Origin of the sequence: Hallella seregens ATCC 51272, assembly GCF_000518545.1 — a bacterium.
In the GTDB taxonomy this organism is placed as follows: Bacteria; Bacteroidota; Bacteroidia; order Bacteroidales; family Bacteroidaceae; genus Prevotella; species Prevotella seregens.
The window spans coordinates 128,764-146,873 of sequence record NZ_JADU01000007.1 but is presented as its reverse complement, the minus strand read 5'-3'; the positions used below and the strand labels follow the sequence as shown (position 1 = coordinate 146,873).

11 protein-coding genes are annotated in these 18,110 nt (G+C 58.9%); 3 read left to right on the top strand and 8 right to left on the bottom strand.

Annotated features, from left to right (window positions below):
- Window positions 1-26: 26 nt before the first annotated feature.
- The 8 genes from pulA to L888_RS0102915 all read right to left on the bottom strand — a co-directional run bounded on the left by pulA (window position 27) and on the right by L888_RS0102915 (window position 11,803).
- Window positions 27-2,009 (bottom strand): type I pullulanase, encoded by a 1,983-nt coding sequence (pulA, locus tag L888_RS0102950; protein WP_027951812.1) that lies wholly within the window; start codon window positions 2,007-2,009, stop codon window positions 27-29.
- Window positions 2,010-2,075: 66 nt separating this feature from the next.
- Window positions 2,076-4,205 carry a glycoside hydrolase family 97 protein gene (locus L888_RS0102945; RefSeq protein ID WP_027951811.1) on the bottom strand — a complete coding sequence of 710 codons (2,130 nt, stop codon included), beginning with the start codon at window positions 4,203-4,205 and terminating at the stop codon, window positions 2,076-2,078.
- A gap of 61 nt (window positions 4,206-4,266) precedes the next feature.
- On the bottom strand, window positions 4,267-6,942 hold the full coding sequence (locus tag L888_RS0102940; RefSeq protein ID WP_027951810.1) for a 4-alpha-glucanotransferase: 2,676 nt from the start codon (window positions 6,940-6,942) through the stop codon (window positions 4,267-4,269).
- A gap of 142 nt (window positions 6,943-7,084) precedes the next feature.
- On the bottom strand, window positions 7,085-7,684 hold the full coding sequence (locus L888_RS0102935; RefSeq protein ID WP_245594803.1) for a phosphatase PAP2 family protein: 600 nt from the start codon (window positions 7,682-7,684) through the stop codon (window positions 7,085-7,087).
- On the bottom strand, window positions 7,677-8,348 hold the full coding sequence (locus tag L888_RS0102930) for an MgtC/SapB family protein (RefSeq protein WP_015298531.1): 672 nt from the start codon (window positions 8,346-8,348) through the stop codon (window positions 7,677-7,679). Before L888_RS0102930 ends, L888_RS0102935 begins: the two co-directional genes overlap by 8 nt.
- Window positions 8,349-8,755: 407 nt before the next feature.
- Window positions 8,756-10,084, bottom strand: coding sequence for an MFS transporter (locus tag L888_RS0102925; RefSeq protein WP_027951809.1), 1,329 nt, complete (start codon window positions 10,082-10,084; stop codon window positions 8,756-8,758).
- A gap of 272 nt (window positions 10,085-10,356) precedes the next feature.
- Window positions 10,357-10,737, bottom strand: a complete 381-nt coding sequence (locus tag L888_RS0102920; RefSeq protein ID WP_027951808.1) for a four helix bundle protein — start codon at window positions 10,735-10,737, stop codon at window positions 10,357-10,359.
- 40 nt (window positions 10,738-10,777) lie between these two features.
- A complete protein-coding gene (locus L888_RS0102915) occupies window positions 10,778-11,803 on the bottom strand; it encodes a LacI family DNA-binding transcriptional regulator (protein WP_027951807.1) in 1,026 nt (341 codons plus the stop codon).
- 358 nt (window positions 11,804-12,161) lie between these two features.
- On the opposite strand from L888_RS0102915, the gene L888_RS0102910 reads away from it, so the two are divergent.
- The 3 genes from L888_RS0102910 to L888_RS0102900 are packed head-to-tail and all read left to right on the top strand — an operon-like array spanning window position 12,162 to window position 18,098.
- Complete coding sequence (locus L888_RS0102910; protein WP_027951806.1) at window positions 12,162-15,245, top strand: SusC/RagA family TonB-linked outer membrane protein; 3,084 nt, start codon at window positions 12,162-12,164, stop codon at window positions 15,243-15,245.
- An 18-nt stretch (window positions 15,246-15,263) separates the two neighbouring features.
- Window positions 15,264-16,889: a RagB/SusD family nutrient uptake outer membrane protein gene (locus L888_RS0102905; protein WP_027951805.1), complete on the top strand. Its 1,626-nt coding sequence runs from the start codon at window positions 15,264-15,266 to the stop codon at window positions 16,887-16,889.
- Window positions 16,890-16,913: 24 nt separating this feature from the next.
- Entirely contained in the window at window positions 16,914-18,098 is a 1,185-nt protein-coding gene (locus L888_RS0102900; protein WP_027951804.1) for a SusF/SusE family outer membrane protein, read from the top strand.
- Window positions 18,099-18,110: the final 12 nt, after the last annotated feature.

Below are 18,110 nucleotides of genomic sequence, written 5' to 3'. Positions count from 1 at the left end.
TTTTGGGTGTTACGGTTTGCCTCGGATTACTTATGAAGGATCAAGGCCGACTGTGCGGCAACGGTTACACGGCCACCCGGGAGGGTCCGTAGGCCCTGCTCGTCGATGCGTCCGTCGCTGCACACCACGGTATAACTGCCTTCCGGCAGGGTCACGACGGTGGGCTGGCGGTTGGCATTGAGCACTACAACGATGTCGTTCCACGCGTCAATGCCCTGCAAATTCTCCAGCGCATAGGCCACTACACAGGGTTGCGCATCCAAGAATCGGAGGTGCCGGCGCACGCGCTCGGCCGTGCCCAAGCGGAAAGCAGGGTGATTCTTGCGCAGTTGGATGAGCCGGCTGTAATAGTCGAACACCTGCGGATAGCGCGTGAGGTTGTTCCAATCGAGGTGATTGATGGAGTCGGGCGAGTTGAACGAGTTGTGCACGCCTTTCTTGTCGCGCAGCATTTCCTCGCCACTGAGCATGAACGGAATGCCCTGGGCCGTAAACACGGCGGTCTGGGCCAGCAGGTCGAGCCGCACAAGCTCGTCTTGTGCAATGCCGGGAATGGAGGCACGCAGCCGGTCCACAAGGCACATGTCGTCGTGACAACTCACATAACTGATCTGCTGCGTGGGCTCGGCGGCCCACGGTTGCTTGTCGTAGTTCACCCGACTCATGTCTACCTGCGGATGGGCGATGCCGCCCACGATGCCGAATTTCAAGCTTTCTTCCTCACCGGGAAGCCCAGCCAGGAAAGCCCCCTTGCTGTCGTCGGAGAACGGGCCGCGCAGGGCATCGCGCATATCGTCGCTGAAAGCGGCTATGCCGGGCATCTGCAGGGTGTGCGCCTTGACGGCCAACTTGTCCAAAGGATAGGCGCATGTGCCCGCGCTCCAGCCCTCGCCATATATAAATAAGGTGGGATCCAGCTCTGTAAGCTCGTGCTGAATGAGGTTCATCGTCTCTATATCGTGCACACCCATGAGGTCTACCCGGAAGCCGTCAATGTGGTATTCCGTGGCCCAATACTTCATGCTCTCCAGCATGAAAGCGCGCATCAGCGGCCGTTCCGAGGCCGTCTCGTTGCCGCATCCCGAGCCGTCGGAGTATTTTCCATCGGCTGTCTTGCGATAGTAATAGTCGGGCCAGGTGCGTTGGAAACCGCTGCCGTCGATGTCGAACGTGTGGTTGTACACCACGTCGAGTATCACACGGATGCCCGCCCGGTGCAGGGACTGCACCATTTGCTTGAACTCACGGATGCGCACTACGGGGTCGTAGGGGTCGGTGGAGTACGAACCCTCCGGCACATTATAGTTCAGCGGGTCGTAGCCCCAGTTGTATTGCGGCTGGCTGAGCCGCGTCTCGTCCACCGAAGCATAGTCGAATGAGGGCAGGATGTGCACGGCGTTCACGCCAAGCGCCCGCAGATGGGCGATGGCTCTGGGCTCTGTGAGGGCCAAGAACTTGCCCTTGTGCTCCAGCCCCGACGAGGCGTCGATGGAAAAGTCGCGGTGGTGCATTTCGTAAATCACCAAGTCGGCGGCCGACTTCAGTGCGGGCCGCACGTCCTGTGCCCAGCCGTCGGGGTCGGTGTCGCGCAGGTCGATGATGGCTCCGCGCCGGCCGTTCACCCCCACGGCACGGGCAAACACGCCGGCGGTCTCGCCGTGCGACGTGTCGAAAGTATAGAACTTGCCTTTCAGATCTCCGCCCACAGTGGCCGTCCAGCGGTTGTCGCCGCTCTTCTTCATCCTCACCGTCTTCACGGCCTTGCCGCCCTCTCCCCGGTCGTAGATGCGCAGGGTGACGTGCGGGGACCGGCCAGCCGACTGCGATGTGGCCCCTGTAACGGCATCCACCGCAGTGGGGGCATTCAGGTTGAAGACGGTCTGCTTCGCCGAATAGACTATCTCTCGAAACAGATCCTTGCCCTCTCCTCCCGTCGACGGGGCGGCCTCCATCTGTCCATGGATGCCTAAAAGTGCGAGGGCAGACACAAAGATATTCTTCAATTGCATGGGGGTTGTGATTATTTTAGAGCAACGGAGTTAAGGAATTAAGGAACGCCTTGACCGCCCAAACGGTTACTTCGCCATCAGCGACACGGCAAAGCCGCCGCCGCACGCCTCGGTGAGCTTCAGCACGTCGCCGTGTTTCACCGTCCTGCGAGTAATGGTATAGGCCTTGGGATTCTTCTCATAGTCGGCCCCTTTGGCGTCGGCATAGATGGTGCAGTCGTAGCGACGGCCCTTGTCGAGGAAGTCGAGCTTCACCGTGCTCTGGTGTCCGTGCTCGTCACACTTGCCTCCTACAAACCAGTTGTCCGTGCCCTTGGCCTTGCGTGCCACCGTGATGTAGCGCGCGGGTTCGGCTTCCAGATAGCGGGAGTCGTCCCAGTCGCAGGCCACGTCACGGATAAACTGGAAGGCATCGTCGTATTTGGCATAGTTCTCGGGCAGGTCGGCGGCCATCTGCAACGGGCTGTACATCACCAGATACAGGGCCAGCTGGCCCACGAGCGTGGTGTGCACGTAGTTGGGATTGTCGCTCCAAGTCTTGAGCTGCGTCTCCAGAATGCCGGGCGTGTAGTCCATGGGGCCGCCCTGAAGCCGGGTGAAAGGCAGGATGACCGTGTGGTTGGGCTGGCTGCCGCCAAAGGCTTCATATTCCGTGCCGCGGGCGCTTTCGTTGCCCACCAGGTTGGGCCACGTGCGGCAAAGACCCGTGGGACGCGTGGCCTCATGGGCGTTCACCATGATGTGATGCCGGGCCGCCTCCTTCACGCAGTAGAGATAATGGTTGTTCATGGACTGGGAATAGTGGTGGTCGCCGCGCGGGATGATGTCGCCCACATAGCCGCTCTTCACCGCGTCGTAGCCGTAGCGGTTCATCAACTGGTAGGCACGCTCCATGTGTCGCTCGTAGTTTTGCACGCTCGACGAGGTCTCGTGGTGCATCATCAGCTTCACGCCCTTGCTGTGGGCATAGTCATTCAGCGCCTTAAGGTCGAAGTCAGGATAGGGCGTCACAAAGTCGAACACATCCTGTTTCCAGTGGTTAGCCCAGTCTTCCCAGCCCACATTCCAGCCCTCGACGAGCACTTGCTGCAAGCCGTTCCGGGCAGCAAAGTCGATATACTGCTTCACTTTGGCCGTGTTGGCGGCGTGGCGGCCGTTGGGTTTGGCCTTGCTCCAGTCTATCTGGTCGAGCTTGATGGAGGGGAACTCGTCGGTATAGTTCCACGAACTCTTGCCCACAATCATCTCCCACCACACGCCACAGTACTTCGTGGGGTGTATCCAGCTGGTGTCTTCAATCTTGCACGGCTCGTTAAGATTGAGGATGAGGTTGCTCGAAAGCATGTCGCGCGCATCGTCGCTCACCATTACCGTGCGCCAGGGTGTCTGGCAGGGCGTCTGCATGTAGCCTTTCATGCCGGTGGCGTCGGGCGTGAGCCACGAGTCGAACACCAAGTTCTTGTCGTCCAGATTGAGGTGCATCGTGGCATAGTCCACGCAGGCAGCCTCGTGAATATTGATGTAAAGGCCATCGCGACTCTTCATTTGCAGCGACGTCTGCACGCCGGTGGGCGAGAACACCGACACCGAAGAGTTGCTCCAATTCACGGCATCATGGAAGCGGGTGCGTATCTCCGAGAGGCGGCTTTCCTGGGTTTCCTGCTCCTGAGTGTCGTAGTCTCCGGGCAGCCACCAGGCGGTATGGTCGCCCGTCATGGCGAATTGCGTGTGCTCATCCTTGATGACAAAGTAGACGAGCGAGTCCTGCTGGGGGAACTCATAGCGCAGCCCCATGCCGTCATCGTACACGCGAAAGCGGATGGTCATGGTGCGCTTGGACGAAGGCTGGGCCAAGTCCACGGCCAGTTCGTTGTAGTGATTGCGGATGGTGGCCGTCTCACCCCACACAGGTTTCCACGTCTCGTCGAAGGTTGTGGTGCGATGGGCCGTCTCGGTGAAGCCGTCCATCAAGCTGGTTTCGCGCATGCCCTTGGAGGCATGGCTGTCCTTGGCCAGCTCGAGCCCCAGGTGCGAGGGCTTCACCACGGCCCGGCCCTTGTAGCTCATCTCGTAAGTGGGCTGGCCGGCGGCCGTGAGCGAGAACCTGAGCCTGACGTTGCCGTCGGGCGAACTCACCTCCTGGCCCAGGGCTGCAGCCGAGCACAGGAGGGATGCTATGAACAGATGTAAGCGCATATTCCTTTTCTTTTTTAAATCCCGCAAGAACAATTTTGAATTTTGAATCCTGAATTTTGAATTACCTCCCGCTCTGGTACACCAGCTCGCGCACGCTCTCCATGAAGGCTTCGTCGGCCATCAGGTCCTCGATGCAGAGGTGCATGCGGTAGCGCCAGTAGTGCCTGGGGTTGGCGGGAACGTTGATACGCTCGGCGTCGGCGTCGGGCAGCCGCAGCCGCTCGTCGCCGGCCAGCCAGTCCTGAATGCTCAGCACGCAGAGCATCGAGGGCGAGGTGAGCTGCCGCGACACGATGTCGCGGGCCAGCCAGCCCGGCAACGGGTGCGGGGCTGCACCGCCGCGATGGAGCATAGAGTTGTAATAATCCTGCGTGCGGTCGATGTTCTCGTCCCACCACTGGCGCATGGTGGGCATGTCGTGGGTGGAGAATGTGCAGACGGAACGGTAGGGATTGCGCGAGAGATGGCCGAAGCGCACGTGCGGATCCTTGGGCATAGACTGGATTTCGAGCGAGAGAATGCGCAGGGCATTGATGACCCATGACACACAGTCGGGCACCATGCCGAGGTCCTCGGCACACACGAGCATGCGCGTGGCCTCGACCAGCCGCGGCAGCTTCTTCATGGCCTCGCGATACCAAAACTGGTTGTTGCGGCGATAGAAATAGTCGTTGTAGAGGCGGTTGAAGGCAGCTTTGTCGCTGTCGTAGAGGGCCTCGTAGGTGAAATCGAACTGTGCCGAGATGCGCGGATGGTACTTGCCGGGCTCCCTGGCGTCGCGCACGAAGAGCACATTGGAGATTAAAGCATAGAGGCCGTCGCGCAGATTGAGCTCGCTCTGTGCGGTGACACCGGCAAAGGCACGCTCCACCTTGCGCTGCGTGGCATACTCGGGCTTCATGTTCCATACGTCGTCGTGGGCATGGTCGAGGTACTTCTGCTTCACCTCGTCGGCGCGCTCGCCAAACACACGCTCGACGATCCAGTCGGAAATGAACGGGTCACAGAACTGGTGCTCCTGGAAATGGAGGCCATAGCCCTCGATTTCCTCGCGCGTCATGCCGAGTGCGGGGCTAAACTGTCCCAGCAATCCGTGCACGGCATCGCCGGGAATCTGCCAGATGCGGAAGAAGCCCAGCACGTGATCGATGCGGTAGGCGTCAAAGAAGCGGGCCATGCTCTGGAAGCGGCGCACCCACCACCGACAGCCGTCCTTGAGCATCTCGTCCCAATTGTAGGTGGGGAAGCCCCAGTTCTGGCCGTTCACCGAGAAGTCGTCGGGGGGGGCACCGGCCTGGCCGTTCAGGTTGAAATATTTCGGTTCCATCCACACGTCGCAGCTGTAGCGGTTCACACCGATGGGGATGTCGCCCTTAAGCACCACGCGGTGCAGACGGGCATAGTCGTGCACTTCACGGAACTGGCTATCCAGAACGAACTGCACAAAGTACCAGAACTCCACCTCCCGATAGGCCTTGGTACGGCTGTTGGACAGGTCGCGGCGGTCGGCCTCGTCCCACGTACGGTGGTCGGGCCACTGCGAAAAGTCGGCCGTGCCGAAGCGGTCGCGCAGCATGCTGTACTGTGCGTAGGGCACAAGCCACTGCCCGGCCTCCTTGAAGAACCCGCGGAAAGCCTTGGAGGCCATCATGGCCTTTCCCTCCTGCTCGAACACCAGGCGCAGATACTCGGTCTTAGCCTGGTTCACACGCTCGTAGTCTATCTGGTCGAGGGCGTTGAGCTCCTGGCGCAACTGCTCGAACCGTGCCCGCTGCCCCTCGTCCTTGAGGGCGGGCAGCCGGGTCAGATCCACATACTGCGGATGCAGGGCAAACACGCTGATGCAGCTATAGGGATAGGAGTCGGTCCAGGTATGGGTGATGGTTGTATCGTTGATGGGCAGCACCTGGAGCACGCGCTGACCGCTCTGCTCCACGTAGTCTACCATGCGGCGCAGGTCGCCGAAGTCGCCCACGCCGAAGCTGCTGTGCGAGCGCAGCGAGAATACAGGCACCAGCGTGCCGGCCAGCTTCACGTTGTAGACGGGCAGGAAAGCCTGGTCGAGATGGTAAACCACCACTTGCCCGTCGGTCATCGGGGGCAGTTCCACGGTGCGGTTCAGCCCCGTCTCCCAAAGTGGGCCCGAAGCTTGCCCGCTGCCGAGGGCGGCAAACTTGAACTCCACCACATTGGAGTCGAGGGCATCGGCGTTCAGATCAACGGCCCACTCGTTGATATTGTGCTCCGTCATGGGCAGAGCCTTGTCCCATTCCCAGTTGCCCAGATAGTCACCCGCGCCCACCAGGGCCAGCCGCTCGCCGCTGCGCAACTGAGGGGCGCGCACCACAAGGCGCACCGTCCGGCCATACTCCGTGCGGGGCAATGCACCCGTCTCGCGGCGGTTGATACAGTCTGTGAAGGCCGAACTGTAGAGATAGGAGTCTTCGGGAATGTCGGTCCAGTGGTCGTAGACGGTGTATTCCACGCCCTTGGCCGCACAGAGCTCCAGCCGGTGCATCACGGTGGTCCACTCATGACGCTCCCGTGTGCCGGCGTAGTCCACGCTATAGTAATAGTCGATTGTCGCTTTCGAGGGCTGCATGGTGAGCTGGCAGCTCCACCGGCTACCATCGGTCGTCCTCATACGGTACTGGGCAACGCCGTCCTGCTTGACAAGATTCAGCACGAGTTCCTCGCCGAACCGAGTCTGGTAATCCACATGAAATGATAAATTCATAGAGTTTAGGTTAAATATTTTCTGGTTCAAAGATAACAAAAACTATCATACACCGCTCCCCGCCTTTTGCACAAAGTGTGGAAAAGAACGTGCAATCGTTTGCACTCTCGTCCTTTGAACTTCATATTTCAAAGGGTAAAGCTCAAAGTTCGAGGTTCAAGGTGAGCTCGTTTGCACCCACATGCAGCTGCCAACGGCTGTGTTCCCCCGTGAGCTTGTCGCCCAGCCAGTAGCCGAGCCACGTACCCCCCACGCCGAGGGCGGCCCCTGTCGCCACGTCGTGCCAGCGGTGGCGGCGGCTCGTTACCCGCTCCACGGCCACGCCCGCAGCCAGCGCATAGCCCGCCACGCTAACCCACGGCGAGGCGTGGCGAAACTCCCGATCGAGCACCGCCGCGCCGGCAAAGGCCAGCGTGGCATGGCCCGAGGGGAAAGCATGACGGTCGGCCCCGTCGGGCCGACGCTCGCGCACAGCCCGCTTCAGGGCATAGGCCGTGCCACACGAGAGGGCCAGCGAGGCTACCGCATCCACGCCCAGCCGCCGCCACGAGCTGGCACTCTCCACGCCGCCGGCCTTCAACACCAGGGTGGCGGCCACTGGCAACAGGGCCGGCCCATAGCTCAACGCGCCGCCGCCGCCGGGCGCAGCCACGGCGGGCAGCCCCGGCAGCAGCAGCCACAAGGCCAGCACACACCGGCGAACCGGCTGCAGACCACCGGCCGCCCACGGGCGGTTACTCAAAGCTGTCGATGGAAATGTCATCAAACTGGGCCAGATAAGTGTTGAGCAGCCGGTGCTGGTCGCGGTCGCGCCGCACCTTGATTTCCATCGTCACCTTGTAGCAATCGCCCTCGGCGGTGGGCGCATGCTTCATCTCGTAGGCGGCCAGGACGATGTCCTCACCGTGCAGACGGTCGAGCACGGCGGTGACGGCCATCTTGCTGGTGGCCGTGAAGCCCACGGTGATGACCGTGCGCCCCATCTTAGGCAGACTGCTGTTGATGACCTCCAGGCAGAGCAACAGTAGCACCACCGTGGCCACGGCGGGCAGGAAGAGGCCTCCACCGCAGGCCAGACCGATGGCCGAGGTGACCCACAAGCCGGCGGCCGTGGTGAGTCCCTTGACCACATTCTTCTGCAAGATGATGCAGCCGGCCCCGAGGAAGCCCATGCCCGAGACCACCTGGGCGGCCACGCGCGAGGGATCGAACCGGCCCACAGCCCCGTGGGCAATGATGTCGGCAAAGCCATACTGGCTCACAATCATGAACAGGGCGCTGCCCAGGGCCACGAGCACGTGGGTGCGGAAGCCGGCATCCTTGGAGCGATAGTCGCGCTCGAGGCCGATGAGGCCGCCGAAGATGGCGGCCACGGCCAGCCGGAGAAGAATCATTGTCGTTGTCATAACCAAAGCATTTGGGGGATTAAAGCCCATTGCAAAAATAGGCAAAAATCGGCAACCCGCCAAGTCCGGCAGCCCGAAAACGCGCCCCGAGGGCCCGCAACGCCATCCGCCACCCCGTCGGGCCGCAGCGACAACGGCGCAAACGCAGTGCGATGGCGGCGTAAACGTGGCGTGAAAAAGCCTCAAACGCGAGGCGACGACGGCGTAAACGCAACGCCGTTGCGCCGTGATGAAAAGACGATTGCAGGGTTGGCGCAGTGGGGCCAGGGAATGATGGGGGAATGACGGCACAATGGTAGGGAAAAATCAAAGCCGTGGCAACCCTCTGACAGGGTTGCCACGGCTAAACCATCATGGCTCCACGCACGCACGGCAGGGCCGTGGCGGCAGAGAAACGGGGGCTATGCCTACTTGCCGTCGCGGATGAACGACACGGCAACGGCACCGAGCACGAGACTCACGCCGGCCACAATCATCATGTGGCTCTGCACACTGCCCACCACGGCCAGCAAGGTGCCGCCAATGGCTGCAGCCACAATCTGCGGGATGCAAATGGTGCCATTGAAGAGCCCCAGATAGGCACCCATGTGGCCATAACCCTGCAGGGCATTGGTGACAAAGGTGAAAGGCATGGCCAGCATGGCAGCCCAGGCAGCCCCGATGAGCAAGAAAGGCACGAAGAGCAGGTAGGGATCGTGCACCACGGCACAGGCCGCGAAGCCCACGCCACCCAGCAACAGACTCACGGCATAGGCCATCTTGCGGTTGCTGAACTTGGGCAGGATGGGGGCCCAGACCACCGAACCGATGGCCTGCACGGCGAAGAGGATGCCCACCCAGTTGCCGGCCTCTTGGTAACCGCTGCTGGTCACATCGGTGGTGCCCCAGCAGTTGGCGGCCACAGTGCCGTTGGTATAGGTCCACATATACATAAAAGCAAACCAGCAGAAGAACTGCACGAGGCCTACTTTCCAGAACGTGGCGGGCGCATGGCGCAGCAGCACCAGCCAGTTGCCGCTGCCCTCGTCGTCCAAGGCCCCGTTGTCGGTCTTCTTGCCGTTGTACTGTTCATACTCCTGCGGACTCCATTCTTTCACTTTCACCACGGTATAGACGACGCAAAGAATGAGGATGGCGGCGCCCACATAGAAGCTGTAGATCACCGAGTCGGGCACCACGCCCTTGGGAGCCACGTTGGCAATGCCCAGCAAGGCAAAAGCAAAGGGGAACACATAGCCCACGAGCGACCCTGCATTGCACAGGAAACTCTGGATGCTGTAGGCCTTGGCCTTCTGCCGCTCGTTCACCATGTCGCCTACAAGCATCTTGAATGGCTGCATGGCCATGTTGATGGAGGTGTCGAGAAACATGAGCGAGACGAGCCCAAAAACCATGGCCGTGGACACGGCCATGCCGAAAGAGCCACTGTTGGGCAGCAGACACATCACCAGTACAGCCACGGCTGCACCGATGAAGAGGTAGGGAATACGGCGGCCCCAACGTGTCCAGGTGCGGTCGGAACACGAGCCCACGATGGGCTGCACCAGTATGCCCATGAGCGGCGGCAGTATCCAGAAGTAACTCAGACTGTGGGGATCGGCGCCGAGCGTGGCGAAAATCCGCGAGATGTTGGCACTCTGCAGGGCATAAGCAATCTGCACACCGAAGAATCCGAAGCTCAGATTCCATAAGCCCCAAAAGGATAAATCGGGCTTGTTTTTTAATTCAAAATTCAAAATTCAAAATTCAAAATTAGGCTGACGCGTAGGCGGTCATCCGTTGATACGCTGGCAATTATCCGGTGATACACTGACAATCGTCCGGTGACGCACGGGCAATCATTCGGTGATACGCTGGCTATCATTCGGTGATACGCGGGCTGACATGCGTTGACGTACTGGACGACATCCTATTTTTTCGTTGTTTGGGGGTTGATTTTACTTTTTATACGGTCTGACATGATGATATAAGATGAGGCTGACGGAGTGGCTGCCAGCCTGACTTTTAACTATTTTGGGGTTCCATTCACATTGTTTTGGGCCGTGGACTTCACGATAGCCATGAGGAGTTTGCACAGTTCCGTGCAATCGGCAAACAAACTTTGATACTCCCTTTCGGAGATAAGTCCCACGCGAGACAGCAAGTCCAGCCAGTACTGCGACTCGTTGGCCTCACGCAAAGAGATGTTCATCCGGGCGCGAAAGTCAGCCCGGCTCTGTCCGCGCAACGCCTCGCACACGTTCGCGCCAACGCTCGTGCCGCTGCAAAGAATCTGGCTGGCCAGGTCGTATTCATGGTGGGTGTCGCGCAGATACTTGGCCAACCGCACGCACCGCACGGCAAAATCCATACTCTTCATCACAACAACATTATCGTTCAACTCCTTCATGCCGCACGGTAATTTTGAATTTTGAATTCTGAATTTTGAATTATTTCGTTGTTCCCCTGATGACCAGCCGCGTCCTCACCACGCGTTTCTCCACTTTGTTCAGAGGAGTTTCTCCCTCCACTTTGGAGATAAGGATGTTGGTGGCCTCCTCGCCCACGCGCACACCACGCTGTTCCACGGTGGTGAGCATTGGGTCGCAGGCCACGGCGCGGTAGCCGTTGGTGAAGCCGCAGACGGAGACGTCTTGGGGTACGCGGTAGCCCATACGCTTGGCTGTATAGAGAATACCGATGGCCGTATCGTCGTTCACGGCGAAGAAAGCGTCGGGAATCTCCCCCTGTGAGAGCAGGCCGGGCGTGATGGCCTCGGCGTCGGCCCGGTTGTCGCAGATGCGGAAGAACCGCTCCTCGGGCTGCAGGCCTTGGCGCAACAGGGCGTCGCGGTAGCCGTTGTAGCGGTTTTTGGAGATTTCGAGAGTCATGGGAGAGCCGTAGAAAGCAATGCGCCGGCAGCCCGTATTGATGAGATGGGTCACGGCGTTGAAAGCCCCCTGATAGTCGTCCACCACCACACGGTTGCAGTCGATGCCGGTGCAGATGCGGTCGTAGAACACGAGAGGCATGCCGTGGTCCATGAGTTTCTGGAAGTGTTCGTACTGCTGCGTGTCCTTGGCTTGGGAAACAATGACGCCGCACACCTTGTGCTCATAGAACCGCTCGCAGAGCAACACCTCGCGGTTGTACTGTTCGGCACTCTGTCCCACCATAATGGTGTAGCCCCGCGAGGCGGCCTCCTGCTCGATGCCACTAAGCACTGAGGCAAAGTAGAAATGTGCAAACTGGGGTACAATAACGCCGATGATCTTGAGCGGTCGGGTGCGGCTGTTGCGCAAACTCTCGGCCAACACATTGGGATAATAATTATGTTCGCGCGCGTACCTCTTTATTTTCTCGCGCTGTGCGCCGCTGATGCGCGGGCTGTCCTTGAGGGCACGCGACACCGTAGCCACCGACACGCCCAGTGCCTCGGCTATATCTTTCATCGTGACAGGTGCAGATTGTTTCATCTTCTACATTAGGTCTAAAGGGCAGATCACTGCGTTTGCAGCGCGGCCGGCCGTCCAAAAAGGCCAAACCGCGCCTTTCTCGTTGCAAAAATAAGGATTTTGGCGTGAACACGGTACACCGTTTTTTACAAAGTTTGCATTGAATTGCGCAAACGTTTGCACGACCGTTTCGACAATTTTGTGCTAAAAAAAGTGTACGGCAATTAAATAACGCTTATTTTTGCAGCGTGAAAGTGTGCCGCGAGCACCGCTAACCATTCCCATTATCAACGATTTATCTACCACACAGGAAAGGGAGTTGGAGCCTAAAGACGAGTAAACAATTTATAAATTATAGGTTAACTTAAAACGAAAAATGATGAAGCAGGTAAAGATTACAATGCCTCGCAGAGCCGTCACATTAGCATGTGGCCTTGCTCTCGCAGCCACTGCGTTTGGTCAGCAAGTGGTTGTCAAAGGACATGTAGTGGATGCTACTGGCGAGCCAGTCATCGGCGCCACGGTCCGTATAGACGGACAACAGGGCGGGACGGTGACCGACATCGACGGTAATTTCACACTGAACGCCAACTCCGGAGCCACGGTAACCGTGGACTATATCGGGTACGAAAGCTACAAAGGAACGGCTTCTTCCAACATGAGCATCACGTTGCAGGAGGGCAAAGAGAAGTCTCTCAACGAGGTGGTAGTTATTGGTTACGGTGCCGTGAAAAAGTCAGACCTCACGGGATCGGTGACTGCCTTGAAGCCGGATGGCAAGAACAAGGGACTCGTGGTGAACGCCCAGGAAATGATTTCGGGCAAGATTGCCGGTGTGAATGTGACCACAGAGGGCGGCGCCCCCGGCTCCAAGGCAACCATTCGCATCCGTGGCGGTGCCTCGCTCAACGCCGACAGCGACCCGCTAATCGTTATCGACGGCATCCCCATGGACAACAATGGCGTGAAAGGTTTGTCCAATGCGCTGTCTATTGTAAACCCTCAGGACATCGAGAGTTTCAACATTTTGAAAGACGCCTCGGCCACGGCCATCTACGGAAGCCGCGGTTCAAACGGTGTCATCATCATCACCACCAAGAAAGGCCGCAAGGGACAGAAAGTGCAAATCAGCTACAACGGCAGTGCCACGGTGAGTATGAAGCGCAAGACCATCGACGTGATGGACGGCGATCAGTACCGCAAATTCGTGACCAATCTGTACAAAGGCACCTCGCAGGAACAGACCGTACAGAACGCTTTGGGCAAGGAAAACACCAACTGGCAGGAGGAAATCTACCGCACGGCCATCACTCAAGACCATGCCTTGACGCTTTCGGGCTCGCTCGGCACAGTGCTCCCCTACCGCGTTTCAGTGGGCTATACGGGTGAGCAGGGCATCCTGAAGACCTCAGATTTCGACCGCTACACGGCATCTGTAAACCTGAGTCCCAGTCTGCTCAACGACCACTTGAAGTTCAACATCAACGTGAAAGGCATGTATGCCGACACGAAATATGCCAACACCGACGCCATCAGCGCAGCCGTGTGGATGGATCCCACGAAGCCGGTACGGAGCAGCGATGCCATGTACAGCAACTTCGGCGGCTACTATGAGTGGACGCAGCCCGGCACGCCACTGGGTGACAAGAACTGGGCCTACACCTACAACAACAACGCCACCAAGAATCCCGTGGCACTGCTCAACCTGAAAAACGACCGCGCGCACTCCAAAGACCTGAATGCCAACCTTGACGTGGACTATCAGATACAGGGATTTGAAGACCTGCGTCTGCACGGAACCGTGGGCTACGACATTGCCGAGGGCAAGCAGCTGACCGACGTTGATCCCGCCTCGCCTGAGAACATCTACTACGGCAGCCACGGATGGGAGAAGATTCTGAAGCGCAACTTCACGGCCAGCGCCTATGCGCAGTACTACCACGACTTCAACGACCCGGCCAAAAACCACTTTGACATCATGCTGGGTTCGGAGTTCCAGCGCTTCTGGCGCAGCCAGCACAACAACTATTATGGCTATTATGGCGCCGGTTACAACGATGCCTCGAAGGCCGGCACCAAGTACAACGACAAGACTTACGACTTTATCACCCACAGTAAGCTGCTCTCTTTCTTCGGTCGTGCCAACTGGACTCTCATGGACAGCCGCTATATGCTGACTGCAACGGTGCGTGCCGACGGCTCGAGTCGCTTCAATTGGCTGCAGCCTTACGACAACAAACAGTGGGGTGTGTTCCCGTCGTTCGCCTTCGGTTGGCGCATCAAGGACGAGAATAAGTTCCGCGACATCTCCTGGTTGTCCGACCTGAAGCTACGCCTTGGCTATGGCACCACCGGACAGCAGAACCTCGGAACCGACATCGGCGACTATCCCTACTACGACACTTACGACCTGAATGTGAACCCCACCTCCTATTATGACATCGACGGTGACGGATCGCTGGCACGCCCGGTAGCCACCAACCACGCCCTGACCTGGGAGAAGACCACGACCTACAACATCGGTCTGGACTGGGGAATCCTCAATCAGCGCATCAGTGGCAGCATCGACTGGTACTACCGCAAGACCACAGACCTCATCAGTACAGTGAATGTTGGTGCAGGCTCTACCTTTAAAAACACCCTGCCAAAGAACGTTGGCGACATGACCAACACCGGTGTGGAGGCAGCCATTCACTTCAATCCTATCCAGACGAAAGACTGGAACTGGATGATCGATTACAACTTCACCTACAACCAGAACAATATCTCTCGGCTGACCGAAGCCTATGTGAAAGACTACTTTATCCCCGTAGGAGGCATCTCGGCCGGTACCGGAAACAACTGCCAGGCACACGCCGTGGGCCATCCGGCTTTCTCTTATTATGTGTTCCAGCAGGCTTATGGGGCCGACGGCAAGCCCCTGGAGGGTGTGGTCGTAGACCGCAACGGCGACGGTGTGATTACCGAAAAGGACAAGTATTTCTACAAGAGTCCCGTGGCTCCGGTGACGATGGGCCTGAGCTCGCGCCTGGAATACAAGAGCTGGGACCTCGGTTTCTCACTCCGTGCCAGCATCGGCAACTATGTGTTCAACAACCTGGAGGCCGGCTCTGCCAACGTTGGTTCGGCCGCCATCTACCGCAACGAGTTCCTGAGCAACCGCCCTATCTCGGCCCTTACAGCCGGTTGGACATCGGACGAGACCTACTCCGTGCTCTCCGACCGCTACGTGCAGAACGGCTCTTTCCTCAAGTGTGACAACATCACGCTGGGCTACAGCTTCAACAGTCTCTTCCGTGCCGGCAAATGGGCAGGCCTGAACGGCCGCATCTACGGTGCCGTGAACAACGTGTTCACCATTACCAAGTACAGCGGCATAGACCCCGAAGTGTACGGCGGTATCGACAACAACGTCTACCCGCGCCCCTTCTCGGCCATGGTCGGACTGAATCTTAACTTCTAATTCTAATAGGAATCGACAATGAAACAGTTAATCAAAAACATATTTCCTGCTGCCGTTCTGGTGCTGTCGATGGGCTTGAGCTCCTGCGACATCCTTGAGGTTGAACCGCTCGACCCCAACAAAACGACACAGATCAAGAGCAGCCAGCTCTTCAACAAGTGCTATGCCAACTTCGCAGTATCCGGCAACAAGGGTGCCGAGGACAATGACTGCGACATCGCCGGGCTCGACGGCGGCACCACGGGCTACGTGCGACAGCTCTTCAATGCCAACGAGCTGACCACCGACGAAGCCATTTGCGGCTGGGGCGACGAGGGCCTCTCGTCGTTCTGCTACAACGCCTACGACGCCTCGCATCCCATGCTTCGCGGTTTCTACTACCGTCTCTACTTCGGCGTGACGGTGTGCAACCAGTATTTGGATCGGTTCAGTTCGGAAGACGCCACCAAGACAGCCGAGGTGCGTTTCCTCCGCGCCCTGAATTACTTTGAGCTGCTGGATCTCTATGGCAACGTGCCTTTCACGCTGGCCGCAGACGGCAACAACCCCACGCAAATCAAGCGCGCCGACCTGTTCAACTGGCTCGTAAAAGAGCTGAAGGAGATTGAACCCGCGCTCTCCGAGCCCAAGGCCAAGAAGTCCAGCGACGCCGGCTACGGCCGTGTGGACAAGGCAGCCGCATGGATGCTTCTGGCCCGGCTCTACCTGAACGCCGAGGTTTACACGGGGACAGCCCACTGGGCCGACGCGCAGACCTACGCCAAGCGCGTGATTGGCTCCGACTACAAGCTCTACAGCACGGCTTCGACCGATCCCAACGGCCAGAAATGGTCGGCCTATCAGAAGCTGTTCCTGGGCGACAACGGCGAGAGCGGAGCCTCCGTAGAGGGCATCTTCCCGATTCTGCAACAGGGCAACCGCACCACCTCCTACGGCGTGACGACCTTCCTCATGGCCGGCTGCATGGACGGAAGCGTGTGTGTAAAGAAAGACGGCACCACCGGCAACAACATCTCCCAGACCTGGGGCGGCAACCGTTGCCGGCCTGATCTCATCGCCAAGTTCTTCCCGCAGAACGACGCTCCCAACGTGAACGCCTACGCCATGCCCGACGCAGCCAACGACGACCGCGCCATCTTCGACGGCGTTGGACGCACCGTAGAAAACACCGAGGTGGGTACCTTCACCAACGGTTTCGCCGTAGGCAAGTTCTCCAACTGGAAGAGCGACGGCTCGACTGCCACCGACTCGAAGTTCCCCGACACCGATTTCTTCTTCTTCCGCGTGGCCGAAGCCTACCTGATCGACGCCGAATGTGACGCTCGCCTCAACGGCGGCAACACCACGGCAACCGGTACGGCCGACATCAACGCCCTGCGCACCCGCGCCAATGCACAGACCCGCACAGGCAGTTTCTCGCTGAGAGACATCTGCGACGAGTGGAGCCGCGAGTTCTATTTCGAGGGTCTCCGCCGGCCCACGCTCATCCGATTCGGCTACTTCGGCGGCAGCAACAGCTACATGTGGCAGTGGAAAGGCGGCACCAAGGCCGGCAGAAGCTTCGACGCCAGGAAGAACATCTTCGCCATTCCGACCACCGACCTCACCGTCAACAGCAACCTGACACAGAACGACGGCTATTAATCAATCCCTTTAAAGCATACGACAATGAAAACAATATTCAAGTCAGCCTTTCTTCTGCTCTGCGCCGTGGGCCTCTTCACGGCCTGCGAAGACGACAACGACTCCAACCCGACGCTCCAGATTCCCAAGACGTTCCAGCTCAATACGCCCGCCGTTTCTGAGAACAACGTGGTTGACCTGGCCCACTCGCAGTTCGTCAACCTCACCTGCAGCCAGCCCAACTACGGCGGCTTCCCCGTCTACACGCAGTACACGGTGGACGTGGCCACGAAAGCAGACATGAGCGATGCCGTGACGTTGAGCCAGACTTTCACCTCCACCCAGCTGGTCCTCGACGCCAATGAGGTGGCCAGCACCATGACCAATCTGGAACTCAACGCCGGCAAGAAAGCCGAGGATTTCCCCCTGACCGTACCGGTGTACTTCCGCGCCACGGCCAAGATTGTGAACGCTTCCACCAAGCAAGCCATGGACACAACCCAGGTGGTGTCCAACGTGGTGAGCCTGAAGAACGTGAAACTCGCCTACTCCCTGCCCGCCGCACAGGCTCCGAGCGCCCTCTACATCACCGGCAACTTCTGCGGTTGGTCGTGGGACAGCCCGCTGACAATGACCGAAGTGAACGGCTCGCGCGACAACGACAACACGACTGCCAAGTTCTGGCACATGGTCTACATCGACGCATCGGGCATCAAGTTCAACACGGCCACGGCATGGGATGGCGGCGAAGTAGGCTTCGCGGGCATCACCATCGACCCCGAGAGTGAGCTGGGCACCGACATTCAGGACGGAGGCGGCAACATCGCCTCCAAGAATCCGGGCTGGTATCTGATGATTGTGACAGCCAAGGTGAGCGGCCGCGACGTGAGCTACACCGTGACCTTCAACAAGCCCGAGGTGCGCCTCATCGGCGTAGCCATCGGTGGCTGGGACGAGGGCAAGGGCGAAGCATTCAGCGTGCCCGCCACGGCCGACGGCGAATTTGTGTCGCCCGCTCTGCCCGCTCTGCCCGGAACCGACGAAGGCGGCTGCGTGCGCATGTACGCCAAGGTGCCCGGTTACGACTGGTGGAAGTCGGAATTCATCGTCGGCATCGACGGCGACAAGATTTCCTACCGCGGCAACGGCGGCGACCAGGCCCGCGTGGGCTGCACGGCCGGCCAGAAGATTTATCTGAATTTCAGCAAGGATACCGGCTCGATCAAGTAATTCACATCTTCA